Origin of the sequence: Rhizobium sp. 42MFCr.1 (assembly GCF_000377185.1) — a bacterium.
In the GTDB taxonomy this organism is placed as follows: Bacteria; Pseudomonadota; Alphaproteobacteria; order Rhizobiales; family Rhizobiaceae; genus Rhizobium; species Rhizobium altiplani.
On sequence record NZ_KB897820.1, the window covers coordinates 39,076 to 56,470 of the forward strand.

A 17,395-nucleotide genomic window follows, 5' to 3' on the forward strand; every position below is an offset into this window, starting at 1 on the left:
CGGTCGATCTGATACCTACTTTTAAGTGCCTGGAGTTGAAGAAGCCATCTCGGTTCTGCTGGAGACTGGTCGATGAAACTGTCACGTGGTGTTCCGCCAGCCTGCCTGTTGATCGTGCTTGCAGCCTGGATGGCCGCGCCTCAAGGTGCAGTGGCACAGACTGCCCCATCGGTTGGCGTTATCAGCGTTCCGGTGGAAGATGTTTCGCCCAAGCACGAATTCGTCGCGCGCGTGGAAGCGGTTAATGCCGTCGATATTCGATCGCGGATCGAAGGTTTCCTGGACAAGCGCCTTTTCGACGAAGGCCAGGTCGTCCAAAAGGATCAGGACCTTTTCCTTATCGATCCTCGATCCCTGGAAATATCCTTGTCAGATGCCAAGGCTGCCCTTGCGAGTGCGCAGGCGACGCTCGCTGACGCCCAGCGTCGACTTGCGCGAAATCAGTCACTGACCACACAGACCGTATCGCGTGCAACGCTGGAAGAAAGTCAGGCCGCGGTCGAAACCTCTCAGGCTTCCGTGATGTCGGCGCAGGCGCGAGTGGGCCAAGCCGAACTTAATCTCAGCTACACCCGGATAACCGCACCGATCAAGGGGCGCATAGGGGCGGCCGAGTTGTCGGTCGGCAGCTTCGTCAGCGGCAGTTCGGTGACACTGGCTCGCATTGTCGAGCTGGATCCGATCCGGGTTGTATTCTCTGTCAGCGACCGATCGATCCTTGAACTGCGTGCGGCTGCCGGAGGTGCCAGCAAGGACGATCTTGCAAAGCGGTATGAGCCTACCCTGCGACTATCCAACGGTCAGCAGTACAAGGAACCCGGCAAGATCGAGTTTTTCGGAAACGAAATCGACGAATCAACGGGAACGCTGGCAATTCGAGCGCTGTTTCCCAATCCGGAGCTCCTGCTCACCCCGGGCCAGTTCGTAACGGTGATAATTTCGGAAAGGGAAAAGACGCTACGCCCGGTTGTGCCGCTCGGAGCAGTCCAGCAGGATCGCGAGGGCAAGTTTGTCCTGCTCGTCGATGAAAAGAACGAGGTCGCGCTTCGACGCATAAAAGTTTCCCAGCAAGTAGGTGCAAACTGGGAGGTGGACGACGGCTTGAAAGGCGGCGAGAAGCTGATCGTCGAGGGCCTGCAGAATGTCTCCGAGGGCTTGGCTGTGACCGTCACTCAGATATCCCCTGATGACAACAACCTGACCTCTGCCACTCCCGTCCTATCACCATCCGGTACGCCGCAATGAACATATCAGCGCCGTTCATTGCCCGGCCAAGGTTCGCGATGGTTATTGCGATCGTCATGATCATCGCAGGGCTCGTCTCCCTCCTTCAGATACCCGTCGCGCAGTTTCCGCAGATCACCCCGCCCGAAGTCCAGGTGACGGCAAGTTATCCGGGCGCGAGTGCCAGTGTCATGACTGACAGTGTGGGCGCACTGATCGAAGATCAGGTGAATGGTGTCGAAGACATGCTCTATATGTCGTCGTCGAGCACCAACAACGGCAGCTATAGTCTGACGGTCACATTTGCGGCAGGGACAGACCCGGCGATTGCCCAAGTCAACGTACAAAATCGCGTCGCAATGGCGACACCACGCCTTCCTGCCGCGGTCTCCCAAACAGGCGTCTCGGTGAGAAGTCGTTCCTCGAGCATGCTTCTCGGTTTTGCGGTCTATTCCCCAAAGGGGACCAAGGACGACGTCTTCATCAGCAACTACGCGACGGTCAATATCCGAGATGCGATCGCACGCCTGCCGGGCGTCGGGGAGGCCAGCGTATTTGGTCCCGTCTACAGCATGCGCGTCTGGATGAACCCCGATCGGATGCAGGCGCTTGGGGTGACGGCATCCGACTTGACCGCGGCCATCCAGGGCCAGAACGCGCAGGCATCCGCCGGCCAGCTAGGATCTCCTCCATCGCCGACAGGCCAGCAATTGCAATTGACGGTTCAGGCCCAGGGACGGCTTGCGGATGCGACAGAGTTCGGCAACATAATCGTCCGCACCAACAGAGACGGAGCGATCGTCCGTCTTCGCGACGTCGCCCGGGTGGAGCTCGGAGCGCAATCATACGACACGGCCTCAACCCTGAACGGGCAGCCGAGCGCCACTGTTGTCGTTTATCAATCTCCGGATGCAAATGCGCTCGCCGTGTCAGCCGCGGTCCTTGCGGAACTGCAAACATTGTCGAAGCAGTTTCCTGACGACGTCGCATATACGGTCGTTTTCGACACGACCACTTTCGTTCGCCAAACCATCGAGGAAATTTTCATTACGCTGGCAATCACCTTTGTGCTTGTCGTGGCGGTCGTCTTCCTTTTCCTGCAGGACTGGCGTGCAACGGTCATTCCCACGTTGACGATTCCCGTTTCGCTGATAGGCGGCTTTGCCGTGCTTTACGTGATGGGCTATTCAGCGAATACAATCACCCTGTTCGCCATGATCCTTGCCGTCACTCTGGTCGTCGACGACGCGATTATCGTCGTGGAAAACGTCCAGCGCGTCATGAGCGAAACCGGCGTCGACGTGCGCGAGGCTACACTGCGCACGATGGACCAGGTCACGGGCCCGATTGTCGCCACCACACTGGTGCTGGCCGCCCTCTTCGTGCCAGTCGCCTTTCTCGCCGGAATAACCGGTGAGCTCTATCGGCAATTTGCGGTCACCATCCTGGTCACGATCACTTTCTCGACAATCAACGCGCTGACGTTCAGCCCGGCAATTTGCGTTCTGATGCTGCGCCCCACCCCCGAGAGCCGCTCGCGGTTTTTTGTCAAGGTGAACCAGGGACTGGATGCTTCACGGCGGTTTTATCTGCGGTTGCTCGATCTCTTTGCCCGCAAGCTTGCCCTCAGCGCGCTGGTTTTTGCTGTCATCGTGGGCGGTACATACGGTTTCTATCGCATCCTTCCGACCGGCTTTGTTCCTTCGGAAGACCAGGGCTATCTCTTCATGAATGTGCAATTGCCAAACGCCGCTTCGCTCGAACGCACGCAGCAGACAATTGCGACCGTCAGTTCCGTGCTTCAACGCACGCCGGGCGTTGCAAATACGATCGGAATTGCCGGCGCAAGCATGGTTGGTGGCGGCGGCTCCAATTCCGGAATGATCATTTCCGCGCTGAAGCCCTGGAATGAACGGGGGGCAGATCAAAGCGTCTTTGCTCTCATGGACCGATTGCGCGCCGAGTTCGCCGCGATTTCGACCGCCTCGGTCGTGCCGTTTAATCCGCCTGCAATTCCCGGTCTCGGGACGACGGGGGGTTTTGACTTCCGACTTCAGGCGCGGGCCGGGCAAAGCCAGGCGGAGCTCGCTGAAGTCATGAGGGGCCTGATTATCGCAGCAAACCAGACGAAGACATTGACCAGTGTCTTCAGTACTTTTTCCGCCGACGTTCCCGAGGTCTATCTCGATATCGACAGGAAGCGCACGGAGCTTTACGGGGTTTCGCCCGCCACGATCTTCAACACGCTGCAAGCCCACCTGGGATCGTCATATGTTGACGACTTCAACATTTTTTCGCGCGTATACCAGGTTCGCCTTCAGGACGAACCAAGTTTTCGAACCCGCATCGAGGACATTCAACGGCTGAGAGTGCGAAGCCAGTCGGGGAGCCTTATTCCGCTACAGGGACTGCTTTCCATTTCTACCGTCTACGGACCCAACTCCATCAGCCGCTACAATCTTTTCCCGTCCGCTGCGATCAACGGACAGGCTGCCGCGGGAACGAGTACAGGCGCCGCCCTCGACGCCATGGAGACACTCGCTGCGCAAAAGCTGCCACCCGGCTTCGGATACGAATGGACGGGCATGGCGCTTCAGGAGAAGCAGGCCGGTAACCAAACAACAATCATCCTGATTGCGGGGATCCTTTTCACCTATCTCTTCCTCGTTGCCCAATATGAAAGCTGGAGCGTCCCGCTTGCAGTGATGCTGTCCGTGACGGTGGCCGTTCTGGGAGCGTTGGGCAGCCTTCTGATTGGTGGTATCGACCTCAACATCTACGCCCAAATTGGCCTGCTGCTGCTGGTCGGACTGGCCGCCAAAAATGCGATTCTCATCGTGGAGTTCGCCAAGAAGCGCCGGGAGGAAGGGCTGAGCATCATGGAAGCGGCGACCGATGGCACGTCACAGCGCTTCAGGCCAGTGCTGATGACTGCGATGGCATCTGTGCTTGGCGTGGTGCCGCTGGTCGTGGCTACAGGTGCGGGTGCAGGCAGCAGGCAGGCAATCGGCACGACGGTTCTCGGCGGCCTGGTGGTCGGATCGGTCCTCGGCCTCCTGATAATTCCACTCCTCTATATATACGTTCAAACGGTCAGGGAAGCGGTCAAGCGTCAGCTTTTTGGTGTCGATCGGGTCGATCCAGACAGCAAACCTCCGGCTGCGGCGGCCGCGGATTGAAAATCCCAACTCTTTAGGAAAGCTGAACTTTGGGGTTCTCTGCCGAGAGAGAGCACTATAGTTCTTGAAAGCGGACCATCTGGAAGATCGCGTCCTCTCATTGAGGCGGAGGAGCAATCACGCCATCGGTCGGTGCAGCAGACGTCGAACTGCTACAACCTTGCAACCCGGCGCAGCGGACGCGCGCCCCGCGGATATGACTCGCTCGGGCGCCACTTCACTACTTGAGATCGTTAGCGTGCTGTCGCTTGCCCAGGGATTTGAATCGCATGTCTCCCTTCCCATCTCGATATTTAACCTTGCATTTCTGGATCTGAACTCCATAATTGCAAGGATGATCCGCAGGCGAAAAACATTAGAACTCATTGAGCTCATCGATTCCAATCCGGCCGTCGCTTTGCTGGGACCTCGACAGGTAGGAAAGACAACGCTCGCATTTGAAATAGGCGAACAGCGGCCGTCGATCTATCTCGATCTGGAGTCGGACGCCGATCGAGCCAAGCTCTCCGAGCCGGAGCTCTACCTTTCCGGTCACGAGGATAAACTGGTTATTCTCGACGAGGTCCACCGCCTCCCGGACCTCTTCCAGGCTCTTCGTGGACTAATCGACAAGGGGCGGCGAAAGGGATTGCGCAGCGGCCGTTTCCTTTTGCTCGGCTCGGCCTCAATCGATCTCCTGAAACAGTCCGGCGAGAGCCTAGCCGGACGGATAGCATATTTGGAGCTTGCCCCAATTGACGGCCTCGAGGTCCACACGACTGAGCTCAACACCCTGTGGAACCGGGGTGGGTTTCCTGACAGTCTTCTGGCCAGGACAGATGCTGTTAGCCAGCGGTGGCGCCTTGATTTCATTCGAACGTACCTAGAACGGGACATTCCGCTTCTTGGACCAAGGATCCCTGCCGAAACGCTACGCCGATTCTGGACAATGCTCGCGCATCGTCAATCCAGCCTTCTCAATGCGGCAGACTTCGCCCGCGCACTCGGCGTCGACGGAAAGACCGTTGCTTCCTATCTCGATCTCATGGTGGATCTGCTTCTGGTGCGTCGGCTCGAACCCTGGCACAACAATGCGGGAAAGCGCCTGGTAAAGTCGCCGCGTGTGTACGTTCGCGACTCCGGGCTGCTCCACAGTCTACTTGGATTGACAACGCTCGAGGATATTCTCGGGCACCCGATCGCCGGCGCCAGTTGGGAAGGTTTCGTGATCGAAACGCTTCATGCCGCTATACCAGTGGGCGCACATGCGAATTTCTATCGTACCGCTGCCGGCGCCGAGGTCGACCTCATTGTCACTCTGCCCGGCGGGCGCCGTTGGGCAATCGAGATCAAGCGAAGTCTCACTCCGAAAGTGGAACGCGGCTTTCGTAACGCCTGTCTGGAACTGAAGCCCGATCGCCGCATCGTCGTTTACCCAGGGTCCGAGGCCTATCCTCTCAACAACGAAATCGAGGTGCTGCCGTTGCGACAGCTTGGTGAGGAACTCACGCATCTTCAGCCCCGATAGCGAGTGCGCCCGGCTATTTTAGTGTGATTTCACCAGGCCGGAGAAACCAGCGACAGCCAGAAGGCTGAGGGCCCAGCCGATGACGGACTGGAAGAAAAAATATCTCAAGGAGAACGTGCCGTTTGGTTTCATCGAATCCGGTCGCCAGTATTCCCTTTGACCGATGGACGCTACCGGCAGGAGTACATCCAGCGAGTACATTGGCGCATTGAACTCCGGGTAGCTGGCCGCTTCCGGCTGATTGCGGAAGCAAGTGAGCTGGTCTTCCCCGACCGCGGCACGTCCGGCCAGGTCCTGTCCGGTTGATGGCATATAGCGGATTTCGGTTCGCGGGAGATCACACATTGTCCACTCGGGGGAACGCAGAACGATGGGATTGTTCGGTTTCATTGCACCGTTGCGATAGGCGAATGCGAAGACACCCGTGCCGATCGCCCAGAAGAGCATCAGCCAGACCAGCACCAGCAGAGGCTGCCGCCCGTAACGAAGGGTGACGGCAAGCACACCGTCGACAATCGCCAGGCTTGCCCGCAAGATTGGATTTTTGGCACGCGCTCGGCGCGCACGTCGCTGCAGTCGCTCCTTGGCGATCAAGACCGCACGGGCATCCTCGTCATGGCCCATTTCCCGCAATACCATTGACAGATGCTCGTAGGGCTGCGGCCAGAAGTCCGCGTTCCACCGTTCTGGCGTCTGACGCGATAGCCAGTCGAGCCGGCTTGCCGCATCGGCTGGCCCTCCAATGAAAGCACCGTACCGGCAGCGGTTCAAAAGCAGGTCGCCAGTCTTGGGCCAGCTGCTCTGATCGTCATCGATCGCGCCGATCGTCGTCGCAGTGAGGTCGAGCGCACCCTCGACGGATGCACCTTGTCGCAGGAAGAATGCGCCGTCGATGATGGCGCGATTGAGCCGCAGCGCATTGCCGTCGGGCTGCGAAAGTGATGCGGAGGTGCAATTGACGTCACCTCCGAAGCGGGCACCGAGCAGGCGCGTTTCGCCGACGATGGTCGCCCCACGCAAGGCAAGGTCGCCCCCTGCCACGATCGCGTCTGCGTTCAATGCGACTTCGCCCGGGCGTTCAATCTGCGCGCCGACCGCATTGACGTCGCCCCCAAGCCGCGCCGCCGAAAGATTGATGCCGCCACGCACATTGGCGCCACGCAACAGGATGCCACCGCGTGTTTCCAATGCCTCGGCGTCAAACGCCATATCGCCGGGCGAAGCGATCGAAACACCATCAGCCTCAATGCTACCGCCAATCCGCGCACCGGGAAGGCGGATTTCACCGGTGATAATCGCGCCGCGAAGCGAAATGACCCCCCGCGCCTCCAACCTGTCGGCCTGCAAGCCGGGGAGGGCCGAACCGTCCAGGAACAGATTGTCGATAACCGCCGAGCGCAGCACCGGCGAGGCGTCGAAGTGACAATCCTTGAGACCGATGTCGCGCGGTATCCGGCACCCCTCCAGGTCGAGAATGCCAATGATCCAGGCTCCGCTCAGCCTCAACCCTTTCTCATGCAAACGATAGGCACCGTCGCCAAGGATGAGATAGCGCAACAGGTCCGCCCGCACCGTCCGCTCGGGATCTTCCTGTTCCGGCCGCAGACCGTCGCCCAATCGGTCGAAGTCTCCCAGCTGCAGATGTGCCACGACCTTCGTTTCAGCGGCGCTCAGCGGATGAAAATCGGCAAGGCTGGGTAGGACGGGAACATGAGATCCCGGTTGGGGCGCTTTCTGGTTCATGAAGCCGGCATCCGTCTGACATCACGTATAGATCTTGTTCGAACGCCGCTTTGCCTTTTGGGTCCGCAAATCGGTCGATGGACAAGCAGGGCATGGCAATTCATGACGATCGTTCTCCTCCACCATGGCGTTCGCGCCGATCGTGAACTATGCGCCCCGACACCCGTCAACGTGATCCCAAGACATCGATCAAGCTAGGGAGCTCCCGCTCGACCTCGGGTTCAACGATATCGAATCGTCGCTCGCTTGGAAACGCGCCGGGTCAGCACTTTTCCAGCCCGCCATTGATTTCGTCGTTTGGGTTGAGGGTCAACAGATCACGCCGAAATGTGATGTGTTGCAGCGGCATATGGGACCAGAAGCGTAGGTTCCGGACGCAGTGCCGATCACAGGCCCGCGTGGCCGACCCCGACGTCTCATATTACAGATTGCCGAAGAGCGCAGTTTCAAAACGCGCCCCACCGGAGCGTTTGGATGACCGTGAGCGTTGAACACAAACAGCAGCCGTCGTCGGGCTTATTCCTATGGGCGCTGCTCAAAGCATGCGCATCATCGATCCTATGTGACTGCACCCACCTGCCAGGGCACGAATTCGTTGTCGCCGTAATCATAAATTTCGCTCAACGTCTTCTTTCCTGATGCGACGGCGATGATGTCCTCGAATATCCGTTCACCGGCGGCCTCGATCGTATCGTCTCCGGTGACGATGCCACCGCAGTTGATGTCCATATCCTCCTGCATGTGCTCATACATTTCGGTGTTTGTGGCGATCTTTATGCAAGGGGCCGGCTTGAAGCCGGAAACGGAACCACGGCCCGTCGTAAAACAGATGACATTACAGCCGCCGGCCACTTGGCCCGTCACCGCGACGGGATCGTAGCCGGGCGTGTCCATGAAGACGAAGCCGGGCTCATCGACAATTTCTGCATATTCGTAAACGGCTTTCAGGGGCATGGTGCCCCCCTTGGCGACGGCGCCAAGCGACTTTTCGAGGATCGTCGTCAGGCCACCCAGCTTGTTACCATGCGACGGGTTGTTGTTGAGTTCGGCACCATTGCGCTCGGTATAGTCGCGCCACCAGTCGATCCGCGACAGTAGTTTCTCGGCGACCGCTGGCGTAGCGGCGCGACGGGTCAGAAGATGTTCGGCGCCGTAGATTTCAGGCGTTTCGGCCAGAACGGACGTACCTCCATTGCGCACGACGAGATCGGAGGCGTAGCCGAGTGCCGGATTGGCAGAAATGCCCGAATACCCATCCGAGCCGCCGCATTCGAGCGCCACCTTGAGGCCGGACAGCGGTTGCTTCGTGCGGTTTGCCGAATTCACCTCCGGCAACATGTCGCGGATCATCTCGCTTGCCGCTTCGATCGTCTTGCGCGTTCCGCCAAGTCCCTGGATCGTCATCGTGCGCAGGCGCTTGCCCTCTTCGAGCTTGTAGTGCTCGAGGATCGGCGCGATCTGGTTGGTCTCGCAGCCAAGCCCGATCATCAGGATCCCACCAAAGTTCGGATGCCGGGCATAGCCTTGCAGCGTGCGCGTGAGGTAGCGGTAGCCCTCGGTCTTGGTATTGATCGCGCAACCGCCGCCATGCGTCAGCGCCACGATACCGTCGACATTGCCGAAGCCCTCAAGCCCGCCGGTACGATTGAAGTGCGCGGCGATGTATTTGGAAACCGTTGCCGAACAGTTCACGGTGGTGACGATACCGATAAAGTTGCGCGTGCCGACGCCCCCCGCGCCGCGATCAAAGCCCATGAACGTACGCCGCTGGTCCAGCGGCAGCATGCCGGTCTCTTCGATATCGACGCTGAACTGGTGGCGGTGCTCCGATTCCACGACCGCCAGATTATGCAGATGCACATGGCTCCCCTGTGGGATGAAGATCGTTGCAACGCCGATCGGCTGGCCGAATTTGCGAACTTCCTCACCGGCCGCGATGTCGCGGATAGCAATCTTGTGACCGCGAGGAATCTGGTCAACAGCCACGAGACCCTCAATCCCCGTCAGGCCGCCCGCTCTTATCATGACACGTGCCACAGCGACGTCGTCGAGCGTATTGAGAAGGATCACCGGAGTGTCAGAACTGGACATGGTCATTTTCCAAGATGGCTTTCATTTCTCGTTACACGCTTTGGTTTCAGGGATACTGCGCGCCGTTCGTCGTTAAATAAATGGCGTAGACGGAGCGTGTCGCGGTGATGAACAGCCGGTTTCGGCGGGGACCGCCGAATGTCAGGTTGGCGACCGTCTGCGGAACCTTGATCTTTCCAAGCAGCGTAGCGTCGGGCGAGAAGCAGTGAACGCCGTCGCCGGCGCTTGACCAGAGATTGCCCTGATTGTCTACCCGGATACCGTCCGGAATTCCGGTATCGATGCTGCAAAAGACCCGGCCATTCGTCAGCGTCCGCCCATCCACGACATCAAAGACACGTATATGTCGGGGAGCCGCGGGGTCATGACTGGCACCGCTGTCGGCGATATAGAGTCTGGTTTCGTCCACTGAGAAGGCCAGCCCGTTCGGCTGCAGAAAATCGTCCACGACCGCTGTCAGCTCGCCGCTATCAGGATCCAGGCGATATACATTGCGCCGGGATTGCTCGGGGTCGGACTTGTAGCCCTCATAATCGGACAGGATGCCGTAGGTGGGATCCGTGAACCAGATGGTGCCATCGGAGCGCACGACCACGTCGTTGGGAGAATTCAGCCGCTTGCCCTCAAAGCTGTCGGCGAGAATGGTGATGCTGCCGTCGGGCTCCGTACGGGTGACACGGCGGGGGCCATGTTCGCAGGAGACCAACCGTCCCTGGCGATCGCGTGTGTTGCCGTTGCTGAAGTTGGACGGGCTGCGAAAAACCGAAACACCGCCGTCGGGAACCCAACGCATCATCCGCTGGTTCGGAATATCGCTCCACAAGAGACACTGCATGTCGTCGAACCAGACCGGTCCTTCCGCCCAGCGGCATGAGCCGTCGAGCACCTCCAGTTGAGCACTTCCAACGAACAGGGCCGTGAAGCGTGCATCATGGACTTCAAAATGTGAGGCATCAGGCATGGAACAATCCGCGTTCAGTGGTTTCTGAGCTTGCGGCCGCCGGCGATGACGATGACCGCAATGATGATGACCCCGGTCATGACGAGGCGGATGCCGGCGCCAAACCCGTAGGTGTTGAGCATCGAGACGACTAGGAACATGAACAGAGAGGCGCCCCAAATGCCAGGAACGTTCGAATCGCCACCCGCAACGGCGGTTCCGCCGATCACAACCACCGCGATCGACGTCAGTAGATATTCCTGCCCCATGTTGAGCGCCGCGCCCCCGGCGAAACTGGCCAAGAGATATCCGCAGATCGCCGCAAGGACCGAGCATAACATGTATGTCGCAAACCGGACGCCATCGACGGGAATTCCGGCCATGCGAGCGGCATTGATGCTTTGACCGATTGCCGCAACCCAGCGTCCGTAGACGCTCCGGTAGAGGAGAATGTAAGCCACACCCGACAGAACAAGGGCAACGATCGCCACGTTCGGCACGCCCAAGGTCGTTTCCGTCGTGAAACGCGCAAGTGCCTCGGGCGGCTTGATACGCAGGCCGCGATTCGTCCAGATTGCCGTAGACTGCACAATGAAACTCATCGACAGCGTTGCGATGATTGGCGGAATTCGCAGCAACTTGATCAGCAAATAGTTCCCGATACCGACGGCCACGCCCACCCCTATCGCGACGAGCAGCCCCGCCACGATCAAGGAGTTGTCGACATTCATGAACTTAAGGGCAACCGTTCCTGAAAGCGTCATGGTTGCCGGCACGCAGAGATCGATATTGCCCGGTCCGAGGGTGATGACGAGCATCTGGCCGAGCCCGACGACGATCGAGAAGGCTGCGAAGGTCAGCGCGGCCTGGCTGAGGCCGAGAGTGCTTGCCCCGCCGGTAAACAGGATGGTGACGAACCAGACCAGGAATGCGGCCACGAAAGACCACACCCAGGGCTTGCGCGCGATGATGGCAAGCGTCGTCATGCGCGCTTCTCCCTCTTTTCAATGCGGTTCAGCAATAGCCGCAGGCCGAGCACCACGATCAGGATCGCACCTTGCGCTCCGATCTGCCAATCCGGCGAGATGCGCAGGAAAGACAGGAAAGAGCCGGCCAGCGTCAATGTCAGCGCCCCGATCACGGCCCCGATCGGCGAGACGCGGCCACCCACAAACTCGCCTCCGCCCAGAATAACTCCCGCAATGGAGAGCAGCGTGTAGCGCAAGGCGATGTTGGCATCGGCGGAGGTCGTGAGGCCGACCAGCGCTATTCCAGCGAAAACGGCAAAGACAGCTGCCAGCGCATAGGCGCCTCCCCTGATAGTCAGAACCGACCAGCCGGCGCGCTCCACCGAACGCGCATTGCCCCCTACACCACGCAAAAGCACACCGAGCGAGGAACGCATGACGAGGAAATGGGCAACGACCGCGATAACGACACTTGCGACGATTGCCATCGGAATGAGGGGTGGCCGCGACGTCATCAGGCCGCGAGCCCATTCCGGCGCATGCCCGCCCGGCGCAGGCAGGAGGATTACGGCAAGTCCGCTCCAGACGAAACTCATCCCGAGCGTGACGACGATCGACGGCAGATCGCGAACGTGGATCAGTATGCCGAGCCCAGCATATGTGGCAATTGCGACGATCAGAATAAGCAGGCCAAGCAGCGGATTCGATTGAAGGACGGTCGCAGAGACGCAGGCGACGAAGCTGACGAATGCGCCCATCGACAGATCAAGGTCGTTCACGGTCATGATCAGCATCTGCGCGATCGTCGCCAGTGCGATCGGCACGGCCAGATTGAACAGCAGGTTCAGCCCGACGTAACTCATGGCGCGGGGCTGCAGGTAGAAAACCGAAAGCAACAGGATCGTGAGCGACAAGGCGGGAATGATCAGGCGGATGGTATCCGAAGACAGCCGAAGCTTCATGCAGCGGCTCCCGAAAAAGAGGCGGCCAGGATATTTTCCTCCGTTATGTCGGCACCGATGAGTTCACGGACGATGACCCCGCCGTTGAATACATAGACGCGGTCGCAAAGGCTGACCTCGTCCATCTCCGTGGAATACCAGACGAACGCGCGTCCCTTGTCCGCTTCCGCTCTTACGATGGCATAGACTTCCTGCTTGGTACCGATATCGACGCCGCGCATGGGATCATCCATCAAGACAGCCGGCGCGCTCGTGGCCAGCGCTCGCGCGAACAGCACTTTTTGCTGGTTGCCGCCGGAGAGTGAGAGAACGGGATTGTCCATATCCCTTGTCCGAATTTCGATGCGTTCCTTCCAGGAAGCGCCAAGCTCATCTTCCCTCTCTCGGCTCACCATGCCCCTGCGGGACAGATCACCGAGGTTGGCGATGGTCAGGTTGTTCAAAATGCTCCACAGCGGAAACACCCCGTTCAGGGCGCGGTCGCCCGCCACGAAAGTCACGTTGGGATTCGGACGGCGAAGCCAGCTGCCGGTTTGCGAGAGGTAAAGATCAAGGAGAATATCCGTCTGACCATGCCCGCCCAACCCCGCGAGACCGACCAGCTCGCCGGGGAAAGCGGCGAACGGCAAGCCCTTGCCCTTTCGCGGCGCAGCCGTCAACAATGGCGGCCCCTTGCCGCCACCGGAGCGGCGTGGTGACAGGTCGCGCGCCTTGACCACGCTTCCCATGGTAGCGACGAGGCTGCCATGATCGAAATCCGCGGATTGTTTCTCGGTTACGACCTTTCCATCCTTCATGACGATGATGCGGTCCGTCGCGGACAGGATTTCGCCGAGGATGTGGGAAATCAGAATGATCGAGCCGCCCTTCTTGATGAAGGTGCGCACGTAGGCGAGCAATTGAGCCGCAAGGCTCGCGTCGAGCGAGGATGTGGGCTCATCGAGGATCACCAGCTGGGCCGGATGGGATATCGTCGAAAAAGCCATGGCGATCTCGACCATCTGGCGCTCTGAAATGGACAGATCGCCGACCACGGCTTCGGATTTTATGGCATGGCCGGGAAATATCTCGTCCAGCGTCTTGCGGATCATGTCGGCGGCGCGGCTGCGCCAGCCCCACCCCTTTAGCTCTGGGTGCATGACTCGCGTGTTTTCGATCACCGTCAGATTGGGACACAGCGACAGTTCCTGGAAAACGCAGCGCACGCCGTTGGCGCGCGCGGTGCCGATGCCATGGCGCTCAACGTCAGTTCCGCCGTAGCGGACCGTTCCCGCATGGGGCGTCAGCCCGCCGTTGATGATGTTGACGATCGTCGATTTTCCCGCCCCGTTGTGACCGACGAGACCGATACACTCACCAGCGGCAATTCGGATCGTTACGCCGTCCAGGGCCTTAACAGCACCGAAATGTACCTTGACGTCCCGGACCTCGACGACGGCCGGACCTTGAGCTTCAACGGTCAAAATTCAATCTCCCAATAAATGGAGGATCCGCCCGACGAGTCGGGCGGAGCAATGCGTTGGGAGGACCGGTTACTTGCTGTCGGCGATGATCTTCTCGGCGTCAGCCTGCGAATACTCAACGTTTGCGACACCGCCAGCCTGGGTGGTGGCAAGGTTGGCTTCGAGATTGTCCTGGTCGATGCGCAGGAAAGGCACGACAAGATCTTTCTTGACATCCTTGCCGTCGAGGATTTGCTGCGCCACCCAGAACGCCAGCGTCGAGACGCCGGGCGCGATGGAGACGGACATGGTCTCGTAGTTGTTGGCGTCCTTCTGCTTCTTCCACCAGACGAGCTCATCCTGGCGGTTGCCCATCACGACTGTAGGCGTCGGGCGCTTAGCGGCTTCGAACGCCTGGGCGGCGCCGTAGCCGTCACCACCCTGGGTCACCACGGCGGCGATCTCGGGCAAGCTTGGCAGGATGCCCGCAACCGCCTTCTGAGCGACGTCCTGAGCCCAGTCGCCGTGAACGGAACCGACGATCTTGAACTGCGGGTTCTTCTCCACGCCCGCATGGATGCCGGCCGAGATCTCATCGTCGACCGAAACGCCTGCGAGGCCACGGATTTCGAGAAGATTGCCGCCCTTCGGGAGTTTCTTTGCAAGATAATCGATCTGGCTTTCACCCATGGCCTTGAAGTCGACGGCAATGCGCCAGGCGCAGGGCTCCTTCACGATGCCATCGAACGAAACAACGACGATTCCGGCATCGCACGCTTCCTTGACGGCGCCGTTGAGCGCTGTCGGAGAGGCTGCGTTGATGACGATTGCATCGTAGCCCTGCAGGATCATGTTCTGGATCTGCGCGGCCTGTTCAGTGGCCTGGTTTTCCGCCGTCGTGAAGGGATCTGCAGAAGCAACGACGCCGGCCTTCACGGCTTCGCCGGTCACCTTTTCCCAGCTCGTCAACATGGCCTGACGCCAGGAATTCCCTGCGTAGTTGTTGGACAGTGCGATTTTTTTTGCCGAAGTATCGGCCATGGCCGTTACCGGAATCGCCGCGCAGGCCACAGCCGCGGACGTCAGAAGCAGTTTCCTGAAATTCATGTGCTCTCTCCCTGTTGCTCGCGGCCCCACTTCCGGGGCGGATGCAACTTTGCAATAGTGTCGAGTTTCCTCCTCTCGACGAGCGGGAGAATGTTATAGATCGACAGGCCTGTATAGTAAGAAAGAGGCACCCAATTTGCGGCATTTGCTCTAATTGATGCGGGATCCTGCAGGACGCAACCATACCATCTGGCGCTTACTAGAGCTGGCGCGCGCACGGAACCGCGCGAGGAGGAAACTATGCTCAAGCTGGCGCCTTCGGCGCTTCTCGACCATTATCTGGCGATTTCCCGACTTCTGGCGGGACAGCTGGAATTCCGGTCGGCCATCCGCGCGGTTGCCGCTGAGATTTCCCATATCATCCCGCATGACCATCTTGATGTATGCATCATGACCCATGGCGGAAAATATCATACCGCCTATGAAACCGGCATCGAAACGGCGTGGGGAAACCGCCCATCGGCGCTCGTCTTAGAAAGCCCGATCCGCACCCTGCTTTGGGGCGAGGTCGGCTATCTTCTGACCGACGACGCCTGTGTCGATCCACGGTTCAATTTTGATGGTGCCTTCTCCCGCCCCATACTCGAAGAGGCGCTGCGAAGCCGCATTCACGTTCCACTCAAGGTCGAAGGCGACGTTATCGGCGCGCTCAGCTGTTCCGCCCATGATGCGGCGTTGTACACGCTCGACGACGTTTCCAACGCCCGATCCATTGCCGATCTGCTGTCGCCCTATTTCTTCGCCCTGCGCGCCGCCGAGCAAGCCCAGCAGTCGGCAATCGTCGAGGCGGAAGCACGGGCACGAGAGGAAGGCTTGCGTCTCGGCGCGCTCAAGCTGACCGAGGCGCTTGAAGCCGAACGGCAGCGCATCGGCATGGACCTGCACGATCAGACGCTCGCGGACCTGACGCGCCTGTCGCGCCGTCTGGAACGGCTGACCCGCGAGCCGGATATTTCGGGGGAAACGCTGGAGCCGCTTGCACGCAGCCTCCAGCACAGCATGCAGGATCTCCGTCAAATCATCGACGAGGCGAAGCCTTCGATATTGCAGCTGTTCGGATTTGCCCAGGCAGTCGAAAACCAGCTGGATCGCGCCATCCGTGATAGCGGCCTGTGCGTGACGCAACGACTTGTCGACAACACCGCCGGCATCATCGACAAGCTCGAGCCGACCGTCCGCATTGCACTTTTCCGCATCACGCAGGAAGCTATCAACAACGCCGTGCGGCACGGGCAGCCCGATCACATCACCGTCACCCTAAGCGGGAAGCCCGACGGCATTTCGATCGAGGTATGCGACGACGGCATTGGCATTGCAAAGCTGAGGCGCCGTAATGGCTCGGGCATCGACAACATGAAAACGCGCGCACGACTGATTTCTGCCAGGTTCACGATACTGGACGCACGGGATGCATCTGGAACCATCGTTGCAATTCATCTACCGACGACTGCCCAGTCGATCCAATCGGGGAATCAAGCATGAAGGTTCTGATCGTCGAAGATGACCCTCTCCACCGGTCCTATCTGCATGAGGCCATCTGCGCCTCGCTGCCGGAGTGCGAGATGGTCATCGAGGCGCAAAATGGCAAAGAGGGAGAGAAACTTGCGCGCGACCACAAATCCGCGCACGTCGTCATGGACCTCCAGATGAACAACCGCAACGGTATAGAGGCTGCGCGCACGATCTGGAACGAGCGGCCTGATACCCGCATTCTCTTTTGGTCCAACTATTCCGACGAAGCTTATGTACGCGGCGTATCGCGCATCGTTCCCGACGGCGCTGCTTACGGCTACGTGCTGAAGTCTGCCTCGGACGAACGCCTCAGACTTGCGTTGCGGAGCATTTTCATCGAGGCGCAGTGCGTGATTGACCGCGAGGTTCGCGGGATGCAGCAGAAGAGCCTTGGTCACGCAAAAGGCTTCAGCGATAGCGAGTATGAAATCCTTGTCGATATCGCGCTCGGCCTTACGGATCGCGCGATCGCCCGCCGGCGCGGTCTTTCTCTGCGCAGCGTTCAAAACAGACTACAGCAGCTGTATGAAAAGCTCGAAGTCTATCAAAACTCATCTGAAGACAATGAGGACGGCCGCTTTAATCTGAGGGCCAGGGCAGTGACCGTCGCGCTGTTGCGGAAGCTTTTGAACTACAGTGCTCTGGAACGGGCCGAAACCGAACTCTCAGAATGGTTGTCGTCACTTTAATTCTTGCTTTCGCCTATACTTGACGGCCCTA

At 59.3% G+C, this 17,395-nt stretch carries 12 protein-coding genes; 5 read left to right on the forward strand and 7 right to left on the reverse strand.

What is annotated here, in order from left to right:
• The first annotated feature begins 72 nt into the window (after positions 1-72).
• The 3 genes from C934_RS0104170 to C934_RS0104180 all read left to right on the forward strand — a co-directional run bounded on the left by C934_RS0104170 (position 73) and on the right by C934_RS0104180 (position 5,910).
• Positions 73-1,245: an efflux RND transporter periplasmic adaptor subunit gene (locus tag C934_RS0104170; RefSeq protein WP_018855440.1), complete on the forward strand. Its 1,173-nt coding sequence runs from the start codon at positions 73-75 to the stop codon at positions 1,243-1,245.
• Positions 1,242-4,403 (forward strand): efflux RND transporter permease subunit, encoded by a 3,162-nt coding sequence (locus tag C934_RS0104175; RefSeq protein WP_026371541.1) that lies wholly within the window; start codon positions 1,242-1,244, stop codon positions 4,401-4,403. The genes C934_RS0104170 and C934_RS0104175 overlap by 4 nt, the downstream gene beginning before the upstream one ends.
• Positions 4,404-4,737: 334 nt before the next feature.
• Complete coding sequence (locus tag C934_RS0104180) at positions 4,738-5,910, forward strand: ATP-binding protein (protein WP_037089271.1); 1,173 nt, start codon at positions 4,738-4,740, stop codon at positions 5,908-5,910.
• An 18-nt stretch (positions 5,911-5,928) separates the two neighbouring features.
• Here the strand turns inward: C934_RS0104180 and C934_RS0104185 are convergent, their stop codons facing one another.
• The 7 genes from C934_RS0104185 to C934_RS0104215 form a co-directional block, all read right to left on the reverse strand.
• A complete protein-coding gene (locus C934_RS0104185; protein ID WP_018855443.1) occupies positions 5,929-7,653 on the reverse strand; it encodes a hypothetical protein in 1,725 nt (574 codons plus the stop codon).
• 558 nt (positions 7,654-8,211) lie between these two features.
• Positions 8,212-9,744 carry a UxaA family hydrolase gene (locus C934_RS0104190; RefSeq protein WP_018855444.1) on the reverse strand — a complete coding sequence of 511 codons (1,533 nt, stop codon included), beginning with the start codon at positions 9,742-9,744 and terminating at the stop codon, positions 8,212-8,214.
• A 46-nt stretch (positions 9,745-9,790) separates the two neighbouring features.
• Positions 9,791-10,705 (reverse strand): SMP-30/gluconolactonase/LRE family protein, encoded by a 915-nt coding sequence (locus C934_RS0104195; protein WP_018855445.1) that lies wholly within the window; start codon positions 10,703-10,705, stop codon positions 9,791-9,793.
• 14 nt (positions 10,706-10,719) lie between these two features.
• Positions 10,720-11,670 (reverse strand): ABC transporter permease, encoded by a 951-nt coding sequence (locus C934_RS0104200; RefSeq protein WP_018855446.1) that lies wholly within the window; start codon positions 11,668-11,670, stop codon positions 10,720-10,722.
• Positions 11,667-12,614: an ABC transporter permease gene (locus C934_RS0104205; RefSeq protein ID WP_018855447.1), complete on the reverse strand. Its 948-nt coding sequence runs from the start codon at positions 12,612-12,614 to the stop codon at positions 11,667-11,669. The genes C934_RS0104200 and C934_RS0104205 overlap by 4 nt, the downstream gene beginning before the upstream one ends.
• Complete coding sequence (locus C934_RS0104210) at positions 12,611-14,077, reverse strand: sugar ABC transporter ATP-binding protein (RefSeq protein WP_018855448.1); 1,467 nt, start codon at positions 14,075-14,077, stop codon at positions 12,611-12,613. Before C934_RS0104210 ends, C934_RS0104205 begins: the two co-directional genes overlap by 4 nt.
• Positions 14,078-14,146: 69 nt before the next feature.
• Positions 14,147-15,163, reverse strand: coding sequence for an ABC transporter substrate-binding protein (locus tag C934_RS0104215; protein WP_018855449.1), 1,017 nt, complete (start codon positions 15,161-15,163; stop codon positions 14,147-14,149).
• A gap of 240 nt (positions 15,164-15,403) precedes the next feature.
• Between C934_RS0104215 and C934_RS0104220 the strand changes: the two genes are divergently transcribed.
• Positions 15,404-16,645, forward strand: coding sequence for a GAF domain-containing sensor histidine kinase (locus tag C934_RS0104220; protein WP_018855450.1), 1,242 nt, complete (start codon positions 15,404-15,406; stop codon positions 16,643-16,645).
• On the forward strand, positions 16,642-17,364 hold the full coding sequence (locus C934_RS0104225; protein ID WP_018855451.1) for a response regulator transcription factor: 723 nt from the start codon (positions 16,642-16,644) through the stop codon (positions 17,362-17,364). The genes C934_RS0104220 and C934_RS0104225 overlap by 4 nt, the downstream gene beginning before the upstream one ends.
• Positions 17,365-17,395: the final 31 nt, after the last annotated feature.